This window comes from Vibrio sp. B7 (genome assembly GCF_963888765.1).
Taxonomy (GTDB): domain Bacteria; phylum Pseudomonadota; class Gammaproteobacteria; order Enterobacterales; family Vibrionaceae; genus Vibrio; species Vibrio anguillarum.
Map to the genome: position 1 here is coordinate 37,079 of NZ_CAWPKR010000007.1, position 22,467 is coordinate 59,545.

General features: G+C 44.9%; 22 protein-coding genes. 16 read left to right on the forward strand and 6 right to left on the reverse strand.

Going from position 1 to position 22,467, the window contains the following annotated elements:
* Positions 1-96: 96 nt before the first annotated feature.
* The gene (locus tag AACV32_RS04060) at positions 97-1,344 is read left to right on the forward strand and encodes a valine--pyruvate transaminase (RefSeq protein ID WP_170895672.1); all 1,248 of its coding nucleotides are present in this window, start codon (positions 97-99) and stop codon (positions 1,342-1,344) included.
* 68 nt (positions 1,345-1,412) lie between these two features.
* On the opposite strand, the gene AACV32_RS04065 is transcribed toward AACV32_RS04060, so the two are convergent.
* From AACV32_RS04065 to dnaA, 6 genes are all read right to left on the reverse strand, one after another.
* Positions 1,413-1,850 carry an Hsp20 family protein gene (locus AACV32_RS04065; RefSeq protein ID WP_010319943.1) on the reverse strand — a complete coding sequence of 146 codons (438 nt, stop codon included), beginning with the start codon at positions 1,848-1,850 and terminating at the stop codon, positions 1,413-1,415.
* 536 nt (positions 1,851-2,386) lie between these two features.
* Positions 2,387-2,659 carry a GreA/GreB family elongation factor gene (locus AACV32_RS04070; protein ID WP_017046366.1) on the reverse strand — a complete coding sequence of 91 codons (273 nt, stop codon included), beginning with the start codon at positions 2,657-2,659 and terminating at the stop codon, positions 2,387-2,389.
* Positions 2,660-3,165: 506 nt separating this feature from the next.
* Positions 3,166-5,583 (reverse strand): DNA topoisomerase (ATP-hydrolyzing) subunit B, encoded by a 2,418-nt coding sequence (gene gyrB / locus AACV32_RS04075; protein WP_017046367.1) that lies wholly within the window; start codon positions 5,581-5,583, stop codon positions 3,166-3,168.
* Between the two features lie 19 nt (positions 5,584-5,602).
* Positions 5,603-6,682, reverse strand: coding sequence for a DNA replication/repair protein RecF (gene recF, locus AACV32_RS04080; protein WP_013855575.1), 1,080 nt, complete (start codon positions 6,680-6,682; stop codon positions 5,603-5,605).
* Positions 6,683-6,691: 9 nt separating this feature from the next.
* The gene (dnaN, locus tag AACV32_RS04085) at positions 6,692-7,792 is read right to left on the reverse strand and encodes a DNA polymerase III subunit beta (RefSeq protein ID WP_017046368.1); all 1,101 of its coding nucleotides are present in this window, start codon (positions 7,790-7,792) and stop codon (positions 6,692-6,694) included.
* Between the two features lie 73 nt (positions 7,793-7,865).
* The gene (dnaA, locus tag AACV32_RS04090) at positions 7,866-9,269 is read right to left on the reverse strand and encodes a chromosomal replication initiator protein DnaA (protein WP_010319947.1); all 1,404 of its coding nucleotides are present in this window, start codon (positions 9,267-9,269) and stop codon (positions 7,866-7,868) included.
* A 309-nt stretch (positions 9,270-9,578) separates the two neighbouring features.
* Between dnaA and AACV32_RS04095 the strand changes: the two genes are divergently transcribed.
* From AACV32_RS04095 to atpB, 15 genes are all read left to right on the forward strand, one after another.
* Entirely contained in the window at positions 9,579-10,328 is a 750-nt protein-coding gene (locus tag AACV32_RS04095) for an amino acid ABC transporter substrate-binding protein (protein ID WP_170895673.1), read from the forward strand.
* Positions 10,329-10,403: 75 nt separating this feature from the next.
* Positions 10,404-11,075, forward strand: a complete 672-nt coding sequence (locus AACV32_RS04100) for an amino acid ABC transporter permease (RefSeq protein ID WP_010319949.1) — start codon at positions 10,404-10,406, stop codon at positions 11,073-11,075.
* Positions 11,072-11,821 (forward strand): amino acid ABC transporter ATP-binding protein, encoded by a 750-nt coding sequence (locus tag AACV32_RS04105; protein WP_013855580.1) that lies wholly within the window; start codon positions 11,072-11,074, stop codon positions 11,819-11,821. Before AACV32_RS04100 ends, AACV32_RS04105 begins: the two co-directional genes overlap by 4 nt.
* Positions 11,822-12,017: 196 nt before the next feature.
* Positions 12,018-12,155, forward strand: a complete 138-nt coding sequence (gene rpmH / locus AACV32_RS04110) for a 50S ribosomal protein L34 (RefSeq protein WP_010319951.1) — start codon at positions 12,018-12,020, stop codon at positions 12,153-12,155.
* Between the two features lie 12 nt (positions 12,156-12,167).
* On the forward strand, positions 12,168-12,524 hold the full coding sequence (rnpA, locus tag AACV32_RS04115) for a ribonuclease P protein component (RefSeq protein WP_026027667.1): 357 nt from the start codon (positions 12,168-12,170) through the stop codon (positions 12,522-12,524).
* The gene (gene yidD, locus AACV32_RS04120; protein ID WP_081265547.1) at positions 12,491-12,751 is read left to right on the forward strand and encodes a membrane protein insertion efficiency factor YidD; all 261 of its coding nucleotides are present in this window, start codon (positions 12,491-12,493) and stop codon (positions 12,749-12,751) included. Before rnpA ends, yidD begins: the two co-directional genes overlap by 34 nt.
* A 2-nt stretch (positions 12,752-12,753) precedes the next feature.
* Positions 12,754-14,376 (forward strand): membrane protein insertase YidC, encoded by a 1,623-nt coding sequence (yidC, locus tag AACV32_RS04125; RefSeq protein WP_017046370.1) that lies wholly within the window; start codon positions 12,754-12,756, stop codon positions 14,374-14,376.
* 112 nt (positions 14,377-14,488) lie between these two features.
* Positions 14,489-15,850, forward strand: a complete 1,362-nt coding sequence (mnmE, locus tag AACV32_RS04130; protein WP_026028517.1) for a tRNA uridine-5-carboxymethylaminomethyl(34) synthesis GTPase MnmE — start codon at positions 14,489-14,491, stop codon at positions 15,848-15,850.
* Between the two features lie 43 nt (positions 15,851-15,893).
* Entirely contained in the window at positions 15,894-16,328 is a 435-nt protein-coding gene (gene mioC, locus AACV32_RS04135) for an FMN-binding protein MioC (RefSeq protein ID WP_017044116.1), read from the forward strand.
* 481 nt (positions 16,329-16,809) lie between these two features.
* Entirely contained in the window at positions 16,810-18,708 is a 1,899-nt protein-coding gene (mnmG, locus tag AACV32_RS04140) for a tRNA uridine-5-carboxymethylaminomethyl(34) synthesis enzyme MnmG (protein WP_017047816.1), read from the forward strand.
* The gene (rsmG, locus tag AACV32_RS04145) at positions 18,705-19,337 is read left to right on the forward strand and encodes a 16S rRNA (guanine(527)-N(7))-methyltransferase RsmG (RefSeq protein WP_088729311.1); all 633 of its coding nucleotides are present in this window, start codon (positions 18,705-18,707) and stop codon (positions 19,335-19,337) included. Before mnmG ends, rsmG begins: the two co-directional genes overlap by 4 nt.
* Before the next feature lie 14 nt (positions 19,338-19,351).
* Positions 19,352-20,125, forward strand: coding sequence for a ParA family protein (locus AACV32_RS04150; protein WP_013855586.1), 774 nt, complete (start codon positions 19,352-19,354; stop codon positions 20,123-20,125).
* Positions 20,126-20,149: 24 nt separating this feature from the next.
* Positions 20,150-21,031, forward strand: a complete 882-nt coding sequence (locus tag AACV32_RS04155; RefSeq protein ID WP_017049648.1) for a ParB/RepB/Spo0J family partition protein — start codon at positions 20,150-20,152, stop codon at positions 21,029-21,031.
* A 188-nt stretch (positions 21,032-21,219) separates the two neighbouring features.
* Positions 21,220-21,609 carry a F0F1 ATP synthase subunit I gene (locus tag AACV32_RS04160; RefSeq protein WP_013855588.1) on the forward strand — a complete coding sequence of 130 codons (390 nt, stop codon included), beginning with the start codon at positions 21,220-21,222 and terminating at the stop codon, positions 21,607-21,609.
* An 8-nt stretch (positions 21,610-21,617) separates the two neighbouring features.
* The gene (atpB, locus tag AACV32_RS04165; RefSeq protein WP_013855589.1) at positions 21,618-22,448 is read left to right on the forward strand and encodes a F0F1 ATP synthase subunit A; all 831 of its coding nucleotides are present in this window, start codon (positions 21,618-21,620) and stop codon (positions 22,446-22,448) included.
* Positions 22,449-22,467 lie beyond the last annotated feature (19 nt).

Consider the following 22,467-nt stretch of genomic DNA (forward strand, 5'->3'; position numbering starts at 1 on the left):
AAACATTGGGGTATGTTCAAGGATTACTCGATGGGCATGGCATCGTTTCATGCCCCTTTATGCAAGCAAATACAAGAATGAATTAGGCAGTCAGCAATGCAGTTTTCGAAATTTGGTGAAAAATTTAATCAGTATTCCGGTATTACCCAGTTAATGGACGATCTCAATGATGGCCTGCGCACCCCCGGAGCCATTATGCTCGGCGGTGGTAACCCAGCCGCCATTCCCGCCATGATTGACTACTTTCATCAAACCAGTGCTGACATGCTTAGCAGTGGTGAACTGATCGCTGCCCTCGCCAACTATGATGGCCCACAAGGTAAAGATCTGTTCGTTAAATCTCTCACAAAACTGCTCAAAGAAACCTATGGCTGGGAAATCAGTGAAAAGAACATTAGCTTAACCAATGGCAGCCAGAGTGGATTTTTCTATCTATTTAATCTATTTGCTGGCCAGCAAGCTGATGGTTCACATAAGAAAATTTTACTGCCATTAGCGCCTGAATATATTGGTTATGGTGATGCCGGGATAGATGAAGATATTTTTGTCTCCTATCGCCCAGAAATAGAACTACTCGACAATGGCTTATTCAAATACCACGTGGATTTCGAAACCTTGAGCGTGGATTCGTCGGTAGCCGCCATTTGTGCTTCCCGTCCAACCAATCCGACGGGAAATGTGCTCACAGAACAAGAGATCCACAAGCTCGATAAGCTGGCTAGAGAGAACAATATCCCACTGATTATCGACAATGCATACGGCGTTCCATTTCCCAACATCATTTTTGAAGAGATTGAACCCTTTTGGAATGACAACACCATTTTATGCATGAGCCTTTCGAAACTGGGTTTACCCGGTGTGCGCTGCGGTATCGTCATTGCCAACGAAACCATTACCCAAGCATTAACCAACATGAATGGCATCATTAGTTTAGCGCCAGGCAGCATCGGCCCAGCCATTGCTCATCACATGATTGAAAAAGGCGATCTATTAAGGCTCAGTCGCGATGTGATCAAGCCCTTCTACCAGCAGAAATCACAAAGAGCAGTCGAGTTACTCAAGCAAGCCATTAGCGACCCGCGCTTTCGTATCCATAAACCAGAAGGGGCGATCTTTTTATGGCTCTGGTTTGATGAGCTCCCCATCACCACGATGGAACTTTACCAACGTCTAAAAGCCAGAGGAGTATTGATTGTACCGGGTGAATATTTCTTTATTGGTCAACAAGACGATTGGCAACACGCGCATCAGTGTCTGCGCATGAACTACGTGCAAGATGATGAAGCCATGCAAAAGGGCATTCAAATTATTGCTCAAGAAGTGGCATTAGCGTATCAACAGTAATTCATCCTTTCTGCCATGAAAAAGAGCGCCAAAAGGCGCTCTTTCACTACTTTAATGTGGCCAGTAACTTAATTGTTCTCAATTAAGTTTTTGCCATTAATCGCAATTTTACGTGGTTGCATCGCTTCAGGTGTTTCACGTTCAAGATCCACGTGTAGCAAGCCATTTTCCATTGTGGCTCCGAGTACTTTGACATAGTCGGCCAATTGGAATTTACGTTCAAAATCGCGCTCAGCAATACCTTGGTAGACGTAGTTTTTATTCTCTTCGGGTTTACGTTCGCCACGCACAATCAGCGTATTTTCTTGTTGAGTAATCTCAATCTGCTCTTCAGAAAAACCAGCTACCGCCATCGTGATGCGATATTTATTGTCGTCTTGCTGTTCAATATTGTACGGAGGGTAACCCGCAGAGCTATTCTTCGCTGAACTGGATTCCATCATGTTTAATAGACGGTCAAAACCAATTGCGTTGCGGTATAAAGGAGTGAAATCTACTGTTCTCATCATACTATCCTCATCATAAGCAATAGCCTTAGCGCATAGGCGCTAAGCCGTTAGCAGCCATTCTTTCAACATGGAGCTAACAACACATTTAATGATCACAACACAAGGCTCCTCTTAAGAGAGCAAACCTGTGTCGCCATTCCAGAGGTCCTTACGGCATCCTCTTCATTGATAGATATAGGGGCACTAAAATTCTTTTCAAGGATTTTTTGAAAAATTTTTTAGTCCTCGCTAAAGCGAACAGAAACTAGAAAGAGGACATCGAATCAAACTGATACTCCGTAGAGTTACAAAGCCTTCATTAGCAGGATATAGAGTCAATACAGAGACATAAAAAAGCCTAACGATATCATTAGGCTTTATTTTGCACTTTAACCGATGAAAACTTATTTTATTTTCCGCGTTTTTTCCTTTCTTTAATTACACTGCTTTCTTCCATTTTTTCTTGCTTTAATTTCCGCTTTTCTTTTAGGCTAAGTTGCGCTTTTTTCATATCTTTCTTACTCATAGTAATCTCCTTATTTTAACGAAGAAATTTAATTTACACACGTTAGTGACTTTTCAGGAAGAATATTAACCACTTTATATTCTCGCTCTTTTCCTAAAATATATAATTTAAAACACTCTTGTTCACGTAATCCAAAAATAGAAGCGCCTAAATAAGAGTAAAGTGATACGAGACCATCATTAGGGTTGTTCCGCTCACCAAGCACTATAATAATTTGATAAGGTTGACACTTTTCTGTATCAACAAAGCTGACCCTATCTCCAACGTTGACTCGGCGCTCTGCCGTAGAATATCTGGCCAATGATTCTGCTTCTATTCTCTCGAAAAGAGTCAGTAAAATCAGTGGAGACTGATAGGTAACAAATAAGCTTGTTATTATTTTACTTTTGAAAAAAACAAGCCAACGCTTAAATAAGTTGATATTTATTACTCCTTACAATAATTCCAAAAATAGATTAGATAATATCCGAAAGTTAGACCTTCGGATTTATTACTGTAAGATAAATAACAAACCCACATCTCCTAAAAAGTAATTAATGAATACTATATCGGCCAAAAAATATAATTCAAGCTCATAAAAACCTCTAAAAACATGGAATAAAATAAAATAGTAGATACTTTTTTTTATTGAGAGAAAATCCCAATAAAAAAACGTTTATGACCTTTTATCCTTGAAGACAACCTAAGATAAGTAGAAAGTGTTGATGCTAAAAATGGTTGCTCCCACGTTGGGTGACTTTGTATTGACCATAAAAAACACCGCTCTTGCGAAACGGTGTTTTTTGGGATTTGCTTTATAGCAACGACTTAGACATCGAGGTTGGCAACTTTTAAGGCGTTCTCTTCGATGAATGCGCGACGCGGCTCAACTTGATCACCCATCAAGGTGGTAAACAGTTCATCAGCACCAACAGCATCTTCAATCGTGACTTGCAGCATACGGCGAGATTCAGGATCCATCGTCGTTTCCCACAACTGATCTGGGTTCATTTCACCTAGACCTTTGTAGCGTTGCAGGCTTAGGCCACGGCGAGACTCTTTAATTAACCAGTTCAACGCATCAACAAAGTTATCGACAGGTTGAATACGCTCACCACGTTGAATGTAAGCCCCTTCTTCAACTAAGCCATAAAGTGCTTCAGAAAGGTCCGCCAGCTTGCTGTACTCTTTCGAATTGAGCAAATCAGCACTTAATAGATGTTGGTGCGTTACACCATGAGTGCGCACTACAATCTTAGGCTGATAAATACCAAGCTCCGCATTGTGCTCAGTTTCAATGCTGTATTGGCTTGCGCCAACTTCTTTCGCATTTAACTGCTCCACCAGCTGTTTGCCCCACGCTTCTACTACTGCAGAATCAGCGCATTGATCAACAATGATACGCGGCATATAGATGAATTCATGGATCAAGGCGTAAGGGTAGCGGCGGCTCATGCGCTCCACCAGCTTAATGGCGACATTGTATTGCTTAACCAAGGTTTCTAACGCTTCGCCTGCTAATGCTGGCGCTTGAGGGTTAACATGCAGTGAGGCACCATCCAATGCCAAAGCAACTTGGTATTGGTTCATCGCATCTTCATCTTTGATGTACTGCTCTTGCTTGCCTTTTTTCACTTTATACAAAGGCGGTTGAGCAATGTAGATGTAGCCACGCTCAATCAGCTCAGGCATTTGACGATAAAAGAAGGTCAGCAGTAGCGTACGAATGTGCGAACCGTCGACGTCCGCATCGGTCATGATGATGATGTTGTGATAACGCAGTTTGTCTGGGTTATATTCATCACGGCCAATGCCACAGCCTAATGCGGTGATAAGCGTTGCGACTTCTTGCGAAGAAAGCATTTTGTCGAAACGAGCTTTTTCAACGTTAAGAATTTTACCTTTCAGCGGCAAAATCGCTTGGTTTTTACGGTTACGTCCCTGCTTGGCAGAACCGCCAGCAGAGTCCCCTTCCACTATGTACAGTTCAGATAGTGCAGGATCTTTTTCTTGGCAATCGGCGAGTTTACCTGGCAAACCAGCAAGATCTAACGCACCTTTACGACGTGTCATTTCACGCGCTTTACGCGCCGCTTCACGAGCACGAGCCGCATCAATGATTTTTGAACAGACCATTTTGGCTTCACTTGGGTTTTCAGCCAAAAACTCCGCCAATTTCTCACCCATTGCTGATTCAACCGCAGATTTCACCTCGGATGAAACCAATTTATCTTTAGTTTGGCTAGAGAACTTAGGATCCGGCACTTTCACTGAAACCACCGCGGTTAAGCCTTCACGAGCATCATCACCCGAGGTCGCCGCTTGCGCTTTTTTCGAGAAGCCTTCTTTATCCATGAAGGTGTTTAGGGTACGAGTTAACGCCCCACGGAAACCCGCTAAGTGGGCACCACCATCACGTTGAGGAATATTGTTGGTAAAGCAGTAAATGTTTTCTTGGAAGCCATCGTTCCACTGCATCGCCACTTCCACGGTAATCCCATCGTCACGCTCAGAGCTGAAATGGAATACTTTTTCATGGATCGGCGTTTTATTGCGGTTTAAATGGCCAACGAACGCTTTAATACCACCTTCATATCTGAAATGGTCTTTTTTATCTTCTTCGCGTTCATCAAGCAATTTGATGGATACACCAGAGTTTAGGAAAGAGAGCTCACGCAGACGCTTAGCTAAAATATCGTAATGGAATTCAATGTTGGTAAAGGTTTCAGCACTTGGCCAAAAACGCAGGGTTGTCCCGGTTTTATCGGTTTCACCCACCACAGCCAACGGCGCTTGTGGCACACCGTGACAATAAGTTTGTGTGTGAATAGCGCCGTTACGGTAGATAGTCAGTAGCACTTTTTCAGACAGCGCGTTGACAACGGACACACCGACGCCGTGCAGACCACCCGAAACCTTGTATGAGTTGTCATCAAATTTACCGCCCGCATGCAGAACCGTCATAATAACTTCCGCGGCAGAAACTTGTTCTTCTTCGTGAAGGTCGGTAGGAATACCACGGCCATCATCGCTAACTGAAACTGAATTGTCTTCGTGAATAGTCACTACGATGTCTTTACAGTGACCTGCCAACGCTTCATCAATTGAGTTATCCACCACCTCAAAAACCATGTGGTGCAGACCGGTGCCATCATCCGTGTCGCCGATGTACATTCCTGGACGTTTACGAACCGCGTCCAGACCCTTCAGTACCTTAATACTCGATGAATCGTAATTATTCGACATGAGTTACTCTCTCACTATTTTATCCGTGCTCTATTGTGCCATGTTCCACATGAAACATCTTGCTGTTTGACTCAATCATGTCTGCAACTTGGCCTTGCGTAATAGAACTTACAAAAACTTGTGCCCCCGTCGATTTTAAGCAATCCGCTAAACGCTTACGACGATGGCTATCTAATTCGGAAGCAAAGTCATCAATTAAATAGATGCATTGCTTACCTGTCAGCTCGGTTAAGTGTTGTCCTTGTGCGACGCGCAGTGCACACACCATTAATTTAAGCTGACCGCGTGATAGAACATCTTCAACTGGTGTTCCATTGACCTTTATTTTTAAATCCGCTTTGTTCGGGCCACTGAATGTGTAGCCTAGCGATTGATCGCGTTCGAAGTTTTTCTCGAGGATTTGTTGATAGGGCGTCTCTTTTTCCCAACCACGATAATACTTCATTTGCACATCAAATTCTGGCAAAAAACTGCGACACAACGCCTCGGCAACACACTTCATTTGCGTCACATAATGTGTGCGCCATGCATCGATTTGTTCAGCCAAGCGCGCCATCTCCTGATCCCAGTAACTGAGTTCACGATAATGGGTTGCCGTTTTTAACAACGCATTGCGCTGCTTATTGAGGCGCTTAAAACGCCCCCATGCATCATAAAAGGCAGGTTCACTATGAAATACCCCCCAATCAATAAATGCACGTCGTTGTTTTGGTCCATCGGTGAGCAGATCAAACCCTTCCGGATGAATCAATTGCAAAGGTAAAACTTGTGCCAGTTGCGCCAGTTTTTGCCCAGATTGACCGCCTATTTTAACCTCTGTTGAACCGTCACGCTGCTTATTAATGCCAATCGGTAGCTCAAATTGATCCGAGGTCAAAAAACGCCCATGCACAAACAGCTCCTGACACTCATTTTGTATGACGCGTCCGGTTAAGGCGCTTTTGAACGAGCGACCATGACCCAGCAGGTAAATCGCTTCCAATACACTGGTTTTGCCGCTGCCATTAGGGCCAATAAGAAAGTTAAAGCCTGATGATAATGGGATATCACAGGCTTTAATATTGCGAAATTGTTGGACGATTAAACGAGTCAGCGGCATTGCGCAAACTTAAAGTCGGATCGGCATGACGACATACATCGCGCTGTCGTCATCGCGATTTTCAATCAGCGCGCTGGCGTTGGCGTCAGACATCGATACACGAACCTGTTCACAACGTAATGTATTCAGTACATCGAGCACATAGCTGACGTTAAAACCGATTTCGATAGCGTCGCCTTCAAAGGTGACATCCAACAACTCTTCCGCTTCTTCTTGCTCTGGGTTGTTGGCGGTAATGCGCATTTCATTATCCGCAAGATTAACCCGTACCCCGCGAAACTTTTCATTTGAGAGAATCGCGGCACGAGAAAATGCCTGACGTAACTCATCACAGCCCGTTTCTAAGGTTTTGGTCGTTTGCTGCGGCATAACGCGGCGATAATCAGGGAAGCGGCCATCAACCAGCTTAGAAGTGAAGATGAAATTATTCACTTGGGCGCGCAAATTTGAGCTACCAATTTGCAGCACAACCGGCTGTTCTGGCGCATCAAGTAACTTGACCAGTTCCTGTACCCCTTTACGCGGCACGATGATCTGTTTATTGGCAAAATCCGCGCTGAGTGCCGTTTGCGAAACCGCCATACGGTGTCCATCGGTTGCCACAGAGCGCAAGGTTGAACCGTCGATTTCAAATAGCATACCGTTCAGGTAATAACGCACATCTTGGTTAGCCATCGAAAACTGGGTTTTCTCAATTAAACTGCGCAGTTCTGCCTGAGTGAGCGACACTTCCACTTCACTTTGCCAATCTTCAATATTAGGAAAGTCACTGGCAGGTAAGGTTGCCAGAGAGAAACGGCTACGGCCAGAACGCATCTGAATGCGATCGCCTTCCAATACCACAGTGATCACGGCGCTATCGGGCAAGCCGCGACAAATATCTAAAAATTTACGCGCAGGGACAGTGATGCTTCCTGCTTCGCACTCACCTTCAAGTGTCACGCGGCTAATCAGTTCGACTTCAAGATCGGTCGCCGTCATCGACAGCTCGTTCTCTTCCACTTTGAGCAACAAATTACCAAGAATTGGCAAAGTCGCACGTCCGCCTAATGTTCCAGATACTTGCTGAAGTGGCTTAATGAAGTGGCTACGTTCAATAGTAAATTTCATAGTTAGCTCTTACGATGTTATCGGGCAACCCTAAATGTGAGGGTTAAAATAGCTGATATAAGAAGGTTGTGCATCAAGAAGACAGGGTACGAATTAAATTCGAATAGTCTTCTTTGATGTCGTGGCTCTCTTCACGTAACTGCTGGATTTTACGGCAAGCGTGCAGCACTGTCGTATGATCTCGGCCACCAAACGCATCACCAATTTCAGGCAAGCTGTGGTTAGTCAGCTCTTTAGCCAGTGCCATCGCCAACTGGCGTGGACGAGCAACCGAGCGAGAGCGACGTTTAGAAAGCAAATCCGCCACTTTAATTTTGTAGTATTCCGCCACGGTCTTTTGAATGTTATCAATGGTGACCAATTTTTCTTGCAAAGCTAATAAGTCACGCAGCGCTTCACGCACAAAATCGATGGTGATCGGACGGCCGGTAAAGTTAGCGTTGGCGATAACACGGTTTAGTGCACCTTCCAATTCACGCACGTTGGAACGTAAGCGTTTGGCAATAAAAAAGGCAACTTCATCGGCAAGATGAATTTGGTGATCTTCTGCCTTCTTCATTAAAATCGCGACACGCGTTTCAAGCTCTGGTGGCTCAATCGCAACCGTCAAACCCCAACCAAAACGAGATTTCAGGCGATCTTCCACCCCATTGATCTCTTTAGGGTAGCGGTCGGAAGTCAAAATGATTTGTTGGTTACCTTCAAGCAATGCGTTAAAGGTATGAAAGAACTCTTCTTGCGAACGCTCTTTATTGGCAAAGAATTGAATATCATCGATCAAGAGTGCATCAACACTGCGGTAATAGCGTTTGAACTCTTCAATCGCATTATTTTGCAGCGCTTTCACCATATCTTGCACGAAACGCTCTGAGTGCATGTAAATCACTTTTGCATTTGGGTTGTTATCAACAATCGCATTACCAACTGCGTGCAATAAGTGTGTTTTACCTAGCCCTGTACCACCGTATAAGAAGAGTGGGTTATAGGCCGCGCCAGGGTTATCAGAAACTTGACGCGCTGCAGCCAAACCAAGTTGGTTCGATTTACCTTCAACGAAGTTATTGAACTTATGTTTAGGGTTAACGTTTGATCTGTGATTGATGTCTGCCACAACCGTGTCGTTTTCCCACGTACGATGTACTGGTTTACGCGCTTGTAACTGTGCAGGAGCTGAAGATTCAGCCGCGACATCCGCTTGAGTACGAACGGGAGCAGCTTTAGGCGCGCTGACCCGGCGACTACCCACTTCAAAACGCAGGTTCGGGGTATCGTGGCCACAATGCTCTTGCAGTAGTCGGTTAATGCTGTTGATGTATTTATCGCGCACCCAATCAAGCACAAAGCGGTTTGGGGCGAATAAAGTGAGAGTATTGTCATTGAGCTCCGCTTGTAACGGACGTACCCACATGCTGAATTCCGCTGCTGGTAACTCTTCTTGAAGCTGTTGCAAACATTGCAACCAAAGCGAAGATGACACGGTTGCCCTCACTCTAAGTAAATGATCGAAAAGACTGGCGATTTTACCTGTTGATAACCAAGATCGCCAGCGATTGATCCGTGATCCAGTGAATAAGATCGAAGTTATTCACACAATTTGCGCTTGATTTTTGTCGATCTTCACAATTAGCACCACTTTACCCACACGATGATCCACATATACAAGGATCCTCTATACTTATCCCCAATTGTGTCACTATGTTCGGTTATGGTTAATAACTACTGGTTATTTATTCTATTGAGTGCTTTACCAGTAACATCCCTCTCTATAAATATAAGGAGTTTCAAGATGAAAAACTGGGTTAAAGTCGCCATTACTGCAATTGCACTATCCGCTGCAAGCGTACACGCGGCAACGGAAATAAAAGTCGGCATGTCAGGGCGCTATTTTCCATTCACTTTTGTCAAACAAGACAAGCTGCAAGGCTTTGAAGTGGATGTTTGGGATGAGATAGGTAAACGCAATGATTACGATGTAAAATATGTTACTGCTAATTTCTCCGGTCTCTTTGGCCTGCTTGAAACTGGCCGAATTGATACCATTTCAAACCAAATCACCGTCACAGAAGCACGTAAAGCGAAATACTTATTTGCTGGCCCGTATGTCATCGACGGTGCACAAATTACCGTTCGCAAAGGTAATGACAGCATTAAAGGGATTGACGATCTTGCCGGCAAAACGGTCGCGGTCAATTTAGGCTCAAACTTCGAGCAGCTACTGCGCAGCTTTGACAAAGACAATAAAATTATCATCAAAACTTACGATACTGGCATTGAACATGACGTTGCTCTTGGCCGTGCCGATGCGTTTGTGATGGATCGCCTTTCGGCTCTGGAATTGATTAAAACAACGGGCTTACCGTTACAATTGGCTGGTCACCCTTTTGAAACCATTGAAAACGCTTGGCCGTTTGTTAACAACGAGCAAGGCCAAAAACTGCAAGCTGAAGTGAATCAAGCGTTAGCCTCGATGCGCGCTGATGGCACACTGAGTGCGATTTCTGAAAAATGGTTTGCTGCCGATATCACCAATAAGTAAATTCCCCTATTATCAAAAGATAGGATTGAGGTGGAACCACACATTCCACCTTTTTTGTTTTAAAAAGGTAAGCCGATGGGATTTGATTTTCACTATATGCTTGAGCTGATGCCAATACTGCTCAGGTATTTAGGCACCACCATGGAGATGGCGACTTGGGGCTTAGTGTTTGCTTTGATCCTGTCGGTCATTTTAGCCAATATTCGTGTGTTCAAAGTGCCCATTTTGGATCCGCTAAGCCAGCTGTACATCAGCTTTTTCCGCGGTACTCCCCTGCTGGTACAACTCTTTCTACTCTACTATGGTCTGCCGCAAGTGTTACCGTGGATGGTCGGTTTAAATGCATTTAGCGCCGCGGTGATCGGGCTAACTCTTCACTTCGCCGCTTATATGGCAGAAAGTATTCGCGCCGCCATTTTGGGTATTGATCGCAGCCAAATGGAAGCGAGTTTGTCTGTGGGTATGACCACAAGCCAAGCAATGCGCCGCATTATTTTGCCGCAAGCTACGCGTATCGCGTTGCCATCATTAATGAATTACTTCATTGATATGATCAAATCGACCTCATTAGCTTTTACATTAGGAGTCGCTGAGATCATGGCCAGAGCGCAGATGGAAGCTTCGTCAAGCTTTCGCTTCTTTGAAGCTTTCCTCGCCGTTGCATTAATTTACTGGGCCGTAGTGGTGGTACTGACTCGGGTACAAATTTGGGCTGAAGAGAGACTCAATAAGGCGTATGTACGATGATTAAACTCGATAATATTCATAAGCGCTTTGGCGATACTGAAGTGCTCAAAGGCATCAGCTTAGCAATAGAAAAAGGTGAAATCATCGTCATTATTGGCTCAAGCGGTACAGGTAAATCGACCTTACTGCGCTGCGTCAACTTCCTAGAACGCGCAGACCAAGGCTCCATTACTATTGATGATGTCACCGTCGACACCCAGCAACAGACCAAAGCAGATGTATTAGCACTGCGCAGAAAAACAGGCTTTGTTTTCCAAAACTACGCGCTGTTTGCTCATATGACAGCGAGGCAAAATGTCGCCGAAGGGCTCATTACGGTGCACGGTTGGAAAAAAGATCTCGCCCTGACCCGCGCACAGCAGATTTTGGATGACATCGGTCTTGGGGATAAAGGAGAGAGTTATCCCGCAGCGCTTTCTGGTGGCCAGCAGCAGCGCGTTGGGATCGGTCGTGCGATGGCGCTACAACCAGAATTGCTGCTATTTGATGAACCTACGTCAGCACTCGATCCTGAATGGGTTGGCGAAGTGCTTGCTTTAATGAAGAAATTAGCTACTCATCACCAAACAATGCTGGTGGTTACCCATGAGATGCAGTTTGCAAAAGAGGTAGCCGATCGCGTGATCTTCATGGCCGATGGGCAAATTGTAGAGCAAGGCTCTCCACAGGATATCTTTGGTAATCCACAGGATCCTAAGCTCAAGAAATTTTTAAATCAGGTGGGGATCGACGAAGGATCCTTGTGATTTAAAGGAGACTGCGTATAATCCCCCGACCGGAATTTTAGTGAACCCAATCGTTGACACTTATTGTGACAGTGATTACAATTCCGCCTCTTTGTTGAGAGGCGTCGGATTCCTTTCTTTCTATTAAAGAAGCGAAAATATGCCCACGCCGGGTTTATTTGAACCTAAAAACTACTGATCAGTAAGGTAATTACACATGTCTAAACGCACTTTTCAACCTACCGTTCTAAAGCGCAAGCGTACTCACGGTTTCCGTGCACGCATGGCAACTAAGAATGGCCGTAAGGTTATTAATGCACGTCGTGCTAAAGGCCGCGCGCGCCTGTCAAAATAATTCGCGATTATTTTGAATACGTACGCGTTCAATCGGGAGTTACGTTTGTTAACTCCCGAACATTATAAAAAAGTCTTCCAGCAAGCGCACAGCGCAGGCTCCCCCCATTTCACTATCATTGCTCGCGAAAACGCTCTTACCCACCCAAGGTTAGGGTTGGCCGTCCCCAAAAAACAGATCAAAACTGCTGTTGGCCGTAATCGCTTCAAACGCCTCGCTCGCGAAAGCTTCCGTAATAAACAGCATCAACTTCCTAACAAAGATTTTGTTGTGATTGCGAAAAAGAGCGCGCAAGATTTAAGCAATGAAGAAATGTTCAAACTATTTGAAAAATTATGGCATCGCCTGTCTCGCCCTTCGCGTGGTTAGCAATCGGATTCGTCCGTTTTTACCAAGGAATCATCAGTCCTCTGCTTGGACCACGCTGTCGTTTTACTCCAACCTGTTCAAACTATGCGATAGAAGCGTTGAAAGCTCACGGTTTTGTAAAAGGGTGTTGGTTATCAGGCAAACGTCTATTAAAATGCCACCCTTTGAACGAAGGGGGTTTTGACCCCGTTCCGCCACCAGTCCAAAAACAAGACAGAGATAATTAACGATGGATTCTCAACGTAATATCCTGTTAATCGCCTTGGCACTCGTTTCTTTTTTACTTTTCCAGCAATGGCAAGTAGCAAAGAACCCAGCACCTCAAGCGGTTGAGCAGGCACAAAATAGCAGCACTTTAACTGCACCATCTATGGCTGATGAGTTAGACCCAGCACCAGCAGTAACCAATGCGTCTGCAAAAACCATCACCGTCAAGACTGATGTACTGACTCTGTCAATTGACACGGTAGGTGGTGATGTAGTGAAGGCCGAGCTGAATAAGTACGATGCTGAACTCAATTCAGAAGACCCATTTGTGCTACTTAAAGACATTCCTGGTCACCAGTTTATCGCGCAAAGTGGTTTAGTGGGACCGCAAGGGATCGATTTAAGCAGCAACAATCGTCCAAACTATACTGTTAGCGCCGACACCTTTGCTCTAGCAGATGGTCAAGACGAACTGCGCATTCCCATGACTTATCAAGCCAATGGCCTTGAATACACCAAAACCTTCATCCTTAAACGTGGCAGCTACGCCTTGGATGTTGAATTTGATGTAGTCAACCAATCTGGTAATAACGCGACACTGGGTATGTACGCACACCTACGCCAAAATTTATTGGACGCTGGTGGCAGCTTGGCTATGCCAACTTACCGTGGCGGTGCTTACTCAACACAAGATACACGTTATAAGAAATACAGTTTCGATGATATGCAAGATCGTAACTTGTCACTGCCTTTAGTTAACGGTGAAGGTTGGGCGGCGATGATCCAACACTACTTTGCCAGCGCGTGGATCCCACGTGATGCAGCAGGGTCAAACTTATACACTCGCGTGATTGGCAACTTAGGTGATATTGGTGTTCGCATGCCAAATAAAACCATCGCCAACGGTGAAAAAGCGACATTCTTAGCCACACTTTGGGTCGGTCCAAAACTACAAGATGAGATGGCTGCAGTTGCGCCAAATCTTGATCTAGTTGTCGACTACGGCTGGTTATGGTTTATTGCAAAACCACTACACATGTTGCTTTCATTCATTCAAAGCTTCGTTAGCAACTGGGGTGTAGCAATCATCTGCTTAACCTTCATTGTTCGCGGTGCTATGTACCCACTGACCAAAGCACAATACACCTCTATGGCAAAAATGCGCATGCTGCAACCGAAGCTGCAAGCAATGCGTGAGCGCATCGGCGATGACCGCCAACGCATGAGCCAAGAAATGATGGAGCTGTATAAGAAAGAGAAAGTAAACCCACTCGGTGGTTGTTTACCTATCTTCCTGCAAATGCCTATCTTCATTGCGCTTTACTGGTCATTAATGGAATCGGTTGAACTGCGTCATTCACCTTTCTTTGGTTGGATTCATGACCTTTCAGCACAAGACCCATACTACATCTTGCCACTGCTGATGGGTGTGAGTATGTTTATGATCCAGAAAATGAGCCCGACGACAGTCACTGATCCGATGCAACAGAAGATCATGACCTTTATGCCGGTTATGTTTACGTTCTTCTTCTTGTTCTTCCCATCAGGTTTAGTGATTTACTGGTTGGTATCGAACATCGTTACCTTGATCCAGCAAACCTTGATTTACAAAGCGCTGGAGAAAAAAGGCTTACACTCTAAGTAGCCACTTCAGCAAGAAGTCACACTGACAAGTGAAACAAAGGCGACCTTTTGGTCGCCTTTTTGTTTTTGGCTGATTACAATTGCGCTCATACACCCCTATGTTAGGTACCCTTATGTCTACAGACACCATTGTTGCTCAAGCAACCGCTCCAGGCCGAGGTGGCGTGGGGATTATTCGCGTCTCAGGCCCGAAAGCCGCTCAAGTCGCGCTTGAAGTAACCGGGAAAACACTGAAACCTCGTTATGCGGAATACTTGCCTTTTAAGCATCAAAATGGCACCGAACTTGACCAAGGCATCGCGATCTATTTTCCTAACCCTCACTCCTTTACCGGCGAAGATGTGCTCGAACTACAAGGACACGGTGGCCCGGTCGTCATGGATATGCTGATCAAACGCATTTTGGCTATCAGTGGCTTGCGCGCAGCGCGCCCGGGTGAATTTTCTGAGCGTGCGTTTTTAAACGACAAAATGGATTTAACCCAAGCGGAAGCGATTGCCGATTTGATTGATGCCAGCTCTGAAGAAGCGGCCAAATCCGCTCTGCATTCATTGCAAGGTCAATTTTCCAAACGCATTCACACCTTGGTCGATTCCCTAATCCACCTGCGAATTTACGTTGAAGCAGCGATTGATTTTCCTGAAGAGGAGATCGATTTTCTTGCCGATGGTAAAGTTGCCGCAGATCTGCAAAATATCATCGACAACTTAGACGCCGTGCGCAAAGAGGCCAATCAAGGGGCCATTTTACGCGAAGGGATGAAAGTGGTGATAGCAGGGCGTCCTAACGCGGGCAAATCAAGTTTACTTAATGCCTTGTCAGGCAAAGACTCAGCAATCGTCACCGACATCGCAGGAACCACGCGTGACGTACTGAGAGAGCACATCCACATCGATGGCATGCCACTGCATATCATCGATACCGCTGGCCTACGTGATGCCAATGACGAAGTCGAAAGAATAGGTATTGAGCGTGCTTGGGATGAAATAGCAAAAGCAGATCGTGTGCTCTTTATGGTTGATGGCACCACCACCGATGCTACCGATCCAAAAGAAATCTGGCCAGATTTTGTCGATCGATTGCCTGAAAACATCGGCATGACGGTGATCCGCAACAAAGTCGATCAAACCAAAGAATCGCTCGGTATCTGTCATGTTAATTCTCCAACCTTAATCCGCCTGTCGGCAAAAACTGGAGAGGGAGTTGATGCTCTGCGTACTCATCTCAAAGAGTGCATGGGCTTTGCTGGGGGCAATGAAGGCGGTTTTATGGCCAGACGACGCCATTTGGACGCGCTAGAGCGCGCCGCACAGCACCTCATGATTGGTCAGCAGCAGCTCGAAGGCTACATGGCTGGTGAAATCTTAGCGGAAGAACTGCGTTTATCGCAGCAACATCTAAACGAGATAACGGGCGAATTTAGCTCCGATGACTTGTTAGGGCGCATCTTTTCGTCGTTCTGTATCGGCAAATGATCGCAGTGAGAAGCTTGATCACTCTTAATTATAGGAATATCTCATGATCCATATCATCACTGGCAGCACCTTAGGAGGCGCTGAATATGTCGCCGATCATCTCAACGATCTACTGCAAGAGCAAGGTTATACTACGACTATCCACAACCAACCCAACTTAAGTGATATCCCCTCACAAGGGACTTGGCTCATTGTCACCTCCACGCATGGAGCGGGTGACTACCCAGACAATATCCAACCTTTTATCGCTTCTTTGCAATCAACACCACCGAATACGAGCGAGTTAAAATATGCCGTGGTAGCACTTGGCGATTCAAGCTATGACACGTTTTGCGCAGCAGGTAAGCATGCATATCAACTGCTTGAGGATATAGGTGCAACGCCAATTAGCGACTGTTTCACCATAGATATATTAGAATATTCCGTTCCTGAAGATGCCGCTGAAGTATGGCTCAAACAGCACATCGAACAATTCTAGCGAATAGCATAAAGTCACCAAGCGGCCTGTGAGCCGCTTTTTTTGTACTCTTAAGCTCTGTGTATAACTGTCTCAATACTCGCCATAGAAAAGTTAAGTCCATTTTAAATATTTTAATGTGTATAACTATGCTGTTATTCGGTGATTAACCTATAGTTATCCAATTAATAACTTATGCACTTTACGACCCTGTGCATAACTAGCCTTTTTGATCCCAGCTAATACACGATTAGATCATGTCAGGATCACAGCTTGTGATCCTCTTAAAAACCATGATCTTGTTGATCATTTATCGGTTATCCACAGATATGCTCGATCCTAATAATAGATCTAATAAAAGATCTCTATATAGATCTTATATATTATTAACTTACCAAGCTCAGATTAAAAAAGCAGAAAAGCGATTTTCTAGCCAGTGGAAAGCAGGTAGAATACGCCTCTTTTGTCAGTCCATGCTTCATTGAATACCTGAGGTCGGTTCATGCTTTATCACGAAAAATTTGACGTCATTGTGGTCGGTGGTGGCCATGCTGGAACGGAAGCCGCTCTCGCTGCAGCTCGTACTGGTCAAAGTACGCTATTGCTTACCCATAACATTGAGACTCTAGGACAAATGTCGTGCAATCCTGCGATCGGCGGAATTGGTAAAGGACATCTGGTTAAAGAAGTCGATGCCATGGGCGGTCTAATGGCACAAGCGATTGATCATGCAGGTATACAATTTAGAACACTCAATGCCTCAAAAGGGCCAGCGGTTCGAGCGACTCGAGCCCAAGCAGATCGTGCGCTTTACAAATCGTATGTGCGTGATGTGCTTGAAAACACGCCAAACTTAACTTTGTTCCAACAAGCGGTCGATGATCTTATCGTTGAAAATGATCGTGTAATGGGCGTTGTGACTCAAATGGGCCTCAAATTCCACGCCAAAGCGGTGGTATTGACGGTAGGCACCTTCCTTGGTGGAAAGATCCACATTGGTCTTGAAAACTTCTCAGGAGGCCGCGCAGGAGATCCTCCATCGATCGCATTAGCGCAACGTTTACGTGAACTGCCGTTTCGAGTCGATCGTTTAAAAACGGGTACACCGCCAAGGATCGATGCCCGTAGCGTTGACTTCTCAGTGTTAGAAACACAACACGGTGATAACCCAACGCCTGTTTTTTCCTTCATGGGACAACGTGAACAGCATCCACGTCAAATACCATGCTACATCACGCATACCAACGATAAAACGCATGATGTGATCCGTGCCAATCTTGATCGTAGTCCGATGTACGCAGGAGTCATCGAAGGTATCGGCCCACGCTACTGCCCATCGATCGAAGACAAAGTCATGCGTTTTGCCGACAAAAATAGCCATCAAATTTTTATCGAGCCTGAAGGTTTGACCACGACAGAACTCTACCCTAACGGTATTTCCACCAGCTTACCGTTTGATGTACAAGTGCAGATCGTTCGCTCAATGAAAGGGTTTGAAAACGCACATATTGTTCGTCCGGGTTACGCCATAGAGTACGATTTTTTCAATCCACAAGATTTAAAACAAACCTATGAAACCAAATTCATCAGTGGTTTGTTCTTTGCTGGTCAAATCAACGGCACCACCGGATACGAAGAAGCGGCAGCACAAGGGTTAATGGCTGGTTTGAATGCAAGCTTATTTAGCCAAGAAAAAGAAGGCTGGAGTCCACGCCGTGATCAAGCTTACATGGGCGTGTTGATCGATGATCTTTCCACTATGGGTACCAAAGAACCTTATCGCATGTTTACCTCTCGCGCTGAATATCGCTTACTGCTACGCGAAGATAACGCCGATTTGCGTTTAACCGAAAAAGCCAGAGAGTTAGGTTTAGTCGATGATGTGCGCTGGGCGCGTTTTAATCAAAAAATGGAAAACATGGAAATCGAGCGTCAACGTTTGAAACAAACGTGGATGAACCCGAACTCCGTTGGTGTTGATGCACTGAATGCGTTGCTCAAAACACCCATGTCTCGTGAAGCAAGTGGTGAAGATCTACTACGTCGACCTGAAATCACCTATCAACAGCTCACGTCGCTTGAGTCATTTGCACCAGCATTGAACGATAGTGAAGCGGCTGAGCAAGTTGAAATTCAAATCAAATACGATGGTTATATTCAGCGTCAGCAAGATGAGATCGACAAATCATTGCGCCATGAGCACACTAAATTGCCGCTGGATCTTGACTATAAACAGGTCAAAGGCTTGTCCAACGAAGTGATCCTTAAGCTTAACAATGCCAAGCCTGAAACAGTTGGTATTGCCTCTCGTATTTCTGGTATTACACCTGCTGCTATTTCTATCTTATTGGTTTATTTGAAAAAGCAAGGTGTACTGAAGAAAGGGGAAGACGCCGCATGAACGAGTTAAGAACGCGTCTCGATGATTTAATTGGTCAAACCGATCTCGAGGTCAATGAGCAGCAACGTAGCCAATTAGTCGGTTACGTGGAACTGCTGAATAAATGGAACAAAGCCTACAATCTCACCTCAGTGCGCGATCCTATGGATATGTTGGTGAAACATATTTTAGATAGTATAGTGGTAAGTCCTCACTTACAGGGTGAGCGTTTTATCGACGTTGGTACTGGGCCTGGTTTACCTGGTATACCTCTCGCTATCATGAATCCTGATAAAACCTTTTACTTACTCGATAGTTTAGGTAAGCGCATTCGTTTTATTAAACAAGTTCTGCATGAGCTTGGTATTAAAAATGTGACCACGATTCAAAGTCGAGTCGAAGAGTTTCAGCCTGAAGTAAAATTTGATGGCGTACTGAGCCGTGCGTTTGCTTCAATGCTCGATATGGTGGAATGGTGTCACCATTTACCAAAAGAAACATCGGGCCGATTTTTAGCCCTGAAAGGACAACGGCCAGATGAGGAAATAGCCACACTACCTGAGTGGTGTTCTGTGACTGATGTCAAAGCTTTGAAAGTTCCTGAGTTGGAAGGTGACCGTCATCTTGTAATCTTATCTCGCAAGGGATAACAGCGAGGCATACCGTGGGCAAAATCGTAGCAATCGCCAACCAGAAAGGTGGCGTAGGAAAAACAACAACGTGCATTAACTTAGCGGCCTCTATGGCGGCGACTAAGCGTAAAGTTTTAGTGATCGATCTCGACCCACAAGGCAATGCAACGATGGCCAGTGGTGTTGATAAGTATCAAGTAGATGCAACCGCGTACGAATTGTTGGTCGAAGACACCCCTTTTGATGAAGTCGTGTGTCGCAAAACAACGGGACACTACGATTTGATTGCGGCGAACGGAGACGTGACAGCCGCTGAAATCAAATTAATGGAAGTCTTTGCTCGCGAAGTGCGTTTGAAAAATGCCCTCGCGCCAGTTCGTGATAACTATGATTTCATCTTTATTGATTGTCCTCCTTCTTTAAATCTTCTTACAATCAACGCCATGGCTGCAGCGGATTCTGTGTTAGTGCCAATGCAATGTGAGTATTTTGCATTAGAAGGTTTAACGGCGTTAATGGATACCATCAGCAAGTTAGCCGCGGTAGTCAACGAAAACCTGAAAATCGAAGGGTTACTTCGAACGATGTACGATCCGCGTAATCGCCTAGCCAATGAAGTATCCGATCAACTGAAAAAGCACTTTGGAAACAAAGTCTATCGCACCGTTATTCCTCGTAATGTCCGTCTTGCTGAAGCGCCAAGTTATGGCAAGCCAGCAATGTACTACGACAAGTATTCAGCTGGGGCAAAAGCGTATCTCGCCTTAGCTGGCGAAATGCTTCGTCGAGAAGAAATACCCGCATAATCTCAACTAAAGGAATTCGTCTACATGACTAAACGTGGTTTAGGAAAAGGATTGGATGCATTGCTCGCAACCAGTTCTCTTGCTCGTGAAAAGGAGCAAGCCGCCTCACATAGCCAAGCACTCTCTTCTGATGGCGAATTAATGGATATCGCGGTATCAAATTTGAAACCTGGCATGTATCAACCACGTAAAGATATGTCGGCAGAAGCGTTGGAAGAGCTATCTGCGTCTATCCAATCGCAAGGTATTATCCAGCCGATCGTGGTAAGACGTTTAGAGCTTGGCGGCTATGAAATTATTGCAGGTGAACGCCGTTGGCGCGCTGCAAAACAAGCAGGTTTAAAGCAAGTGCCCTGTTTGATCAAAAATGTCCAAGATCGCGCTGCGATTGCGATGGCACTGATAGAAAATATTCAACGCGAAGATTTGAATGCGATTGAAGAAGCACAAGCTTTAGAGCGGTTGCAAGACGAATTTAAGCTCACTCACCAACAGGTGGCTGATGTGATTGGTAAATCACGCACTACCGTGAGTAACTTATTACGCTTAAATCAATTGGCGGATGGCGTGAAGCGTTTAGTGGAAACCAAGCAGCTTGAAATGGGCCATGCACGAGCATTATTGATGCTCGAAGGCGATCAACAAATTGAAATTGCACAACGTGTGGCCGCAAAACAGCTGACCGTGAGACAAACTGAGCAATTAGTGAAAAAGTGTCTAACACAGCCTTCTGAGGACGGATCGGCATCGGAAGACTTAGATGCACAACAAATGTCACAAAGATTGAGTGAAATTTTAGGGGCTAAAGTGTCGATCATTCGTTCAAAAGGTGGCAAAGCCAAAATGACGATTAGTCTTGATGAGCCTCACAAATTAGAGCAACTAATTGCCAAGCTAGAAAGCTAAATGAGATAATTGATTTAAGTCAATTATGCAAAAAACGTTTTTTTATTTGAAAGTTGTCGGTTTGTAAACAAAATTGTAACTTTTTGCTGTCTTTCAATTGCAATCAGTTCGACTCACCGTATAATTTTCGCCAATTTCCCAGCCCTATGTTGTAGATGAGCTGAGGATATTACTAGAGGTACGAATACATGGTAGCTGCGTTGGCTAGACCAGGACGAGAGCTTGCTAAGCGATTGTTAATGATCCAGTCTGGCGCGGTTATTTTTGTGGCGGCAGGGATGGCGGTAGCTGTAAATGCTGAATGGGGCTTTTCTGCGCTGATTGGTGGTGGCATTTTTGTCATTGCCAATGCGGTTTTTGCGCTGTGTGCTTTTATGTTTAGTGGAGCTCGTGCTGCGAAGCAAGTCGCGGCCTCTTTCTACACTGGCGAAGTACTCAAGATCCTCATCACAGTTGCACTGTTCTGTGTTGCCTACATGTATATGCAGGTGGAACTCGTTCCCCTCAAACTAACCTATTTGCTGGCTCTAGGTATTAATATCTGTGCGCCAGTGCTATTCATTAACAACAAAAAATAGGATGAGTTATGGCTGCGCCAGGTGAAGCGCTAACATCGTCCGGATACATTGAACACCACTTGACGAACCTCTCTCTTGCGAAGATTTCTGAGCATTACGATTTGGGGCTGTCAATTAGTGAGACGAGTTTCTGGAACGTACATATCGATAGCCTGTTTTTTTCCTTGTTTACTGGCTTAATATTCCTATGGATATTTCGCTCTGTAGCAAAGAAAGCAACAGCGGGTGTACCCGGTAAGCTGCAGTGTTTTGTTGAAATATTGGTAGAATTTGTCGATCAAAACGTCAAAGACACCTTTCATGGACGCAATCCACTTATAGCACCGCTGGCACTGACTATCTTTTGTTGGGTATTGTTAATGAACATCATGGACTTAGTGCCCATCGATTTCTTACCGTATCCAGCACAACATTGGCTTGGTATCCCTTATCTAAAAGTGGTTCCGTCAGCTGATGTGAATATCACCATGGCTATGGCTCTAGGCGTATTTGCTCTGATGATTTACTACAGCATCAAAGTGAAAGGCCTAGGTGGTTTTGCGAAAGAATTAGCTCTACATCCATTCAATCACTGGACCATGATTCCGTTTAACCTACTTATTGAAGTGGTATCGTTACTTGCGAAACCTCTCTCACTCGGTATGCGTCTATTCGGTAACATGTTCGCAGGTGAGGTGGTATTTATTCTTATCGCAGCGATGCTACCATGGTGGCTACAATGGATGGGTTCACTACCGTGGGCGATTTTCCATATTCTGGTAATTCTGATTCAATCTTTCGTGTTCATGATGCTGACTATTGTTTATCTATCAATGGCACACGAAGATAGTGATCATTAATTTTTTAAAGCTTTTTATT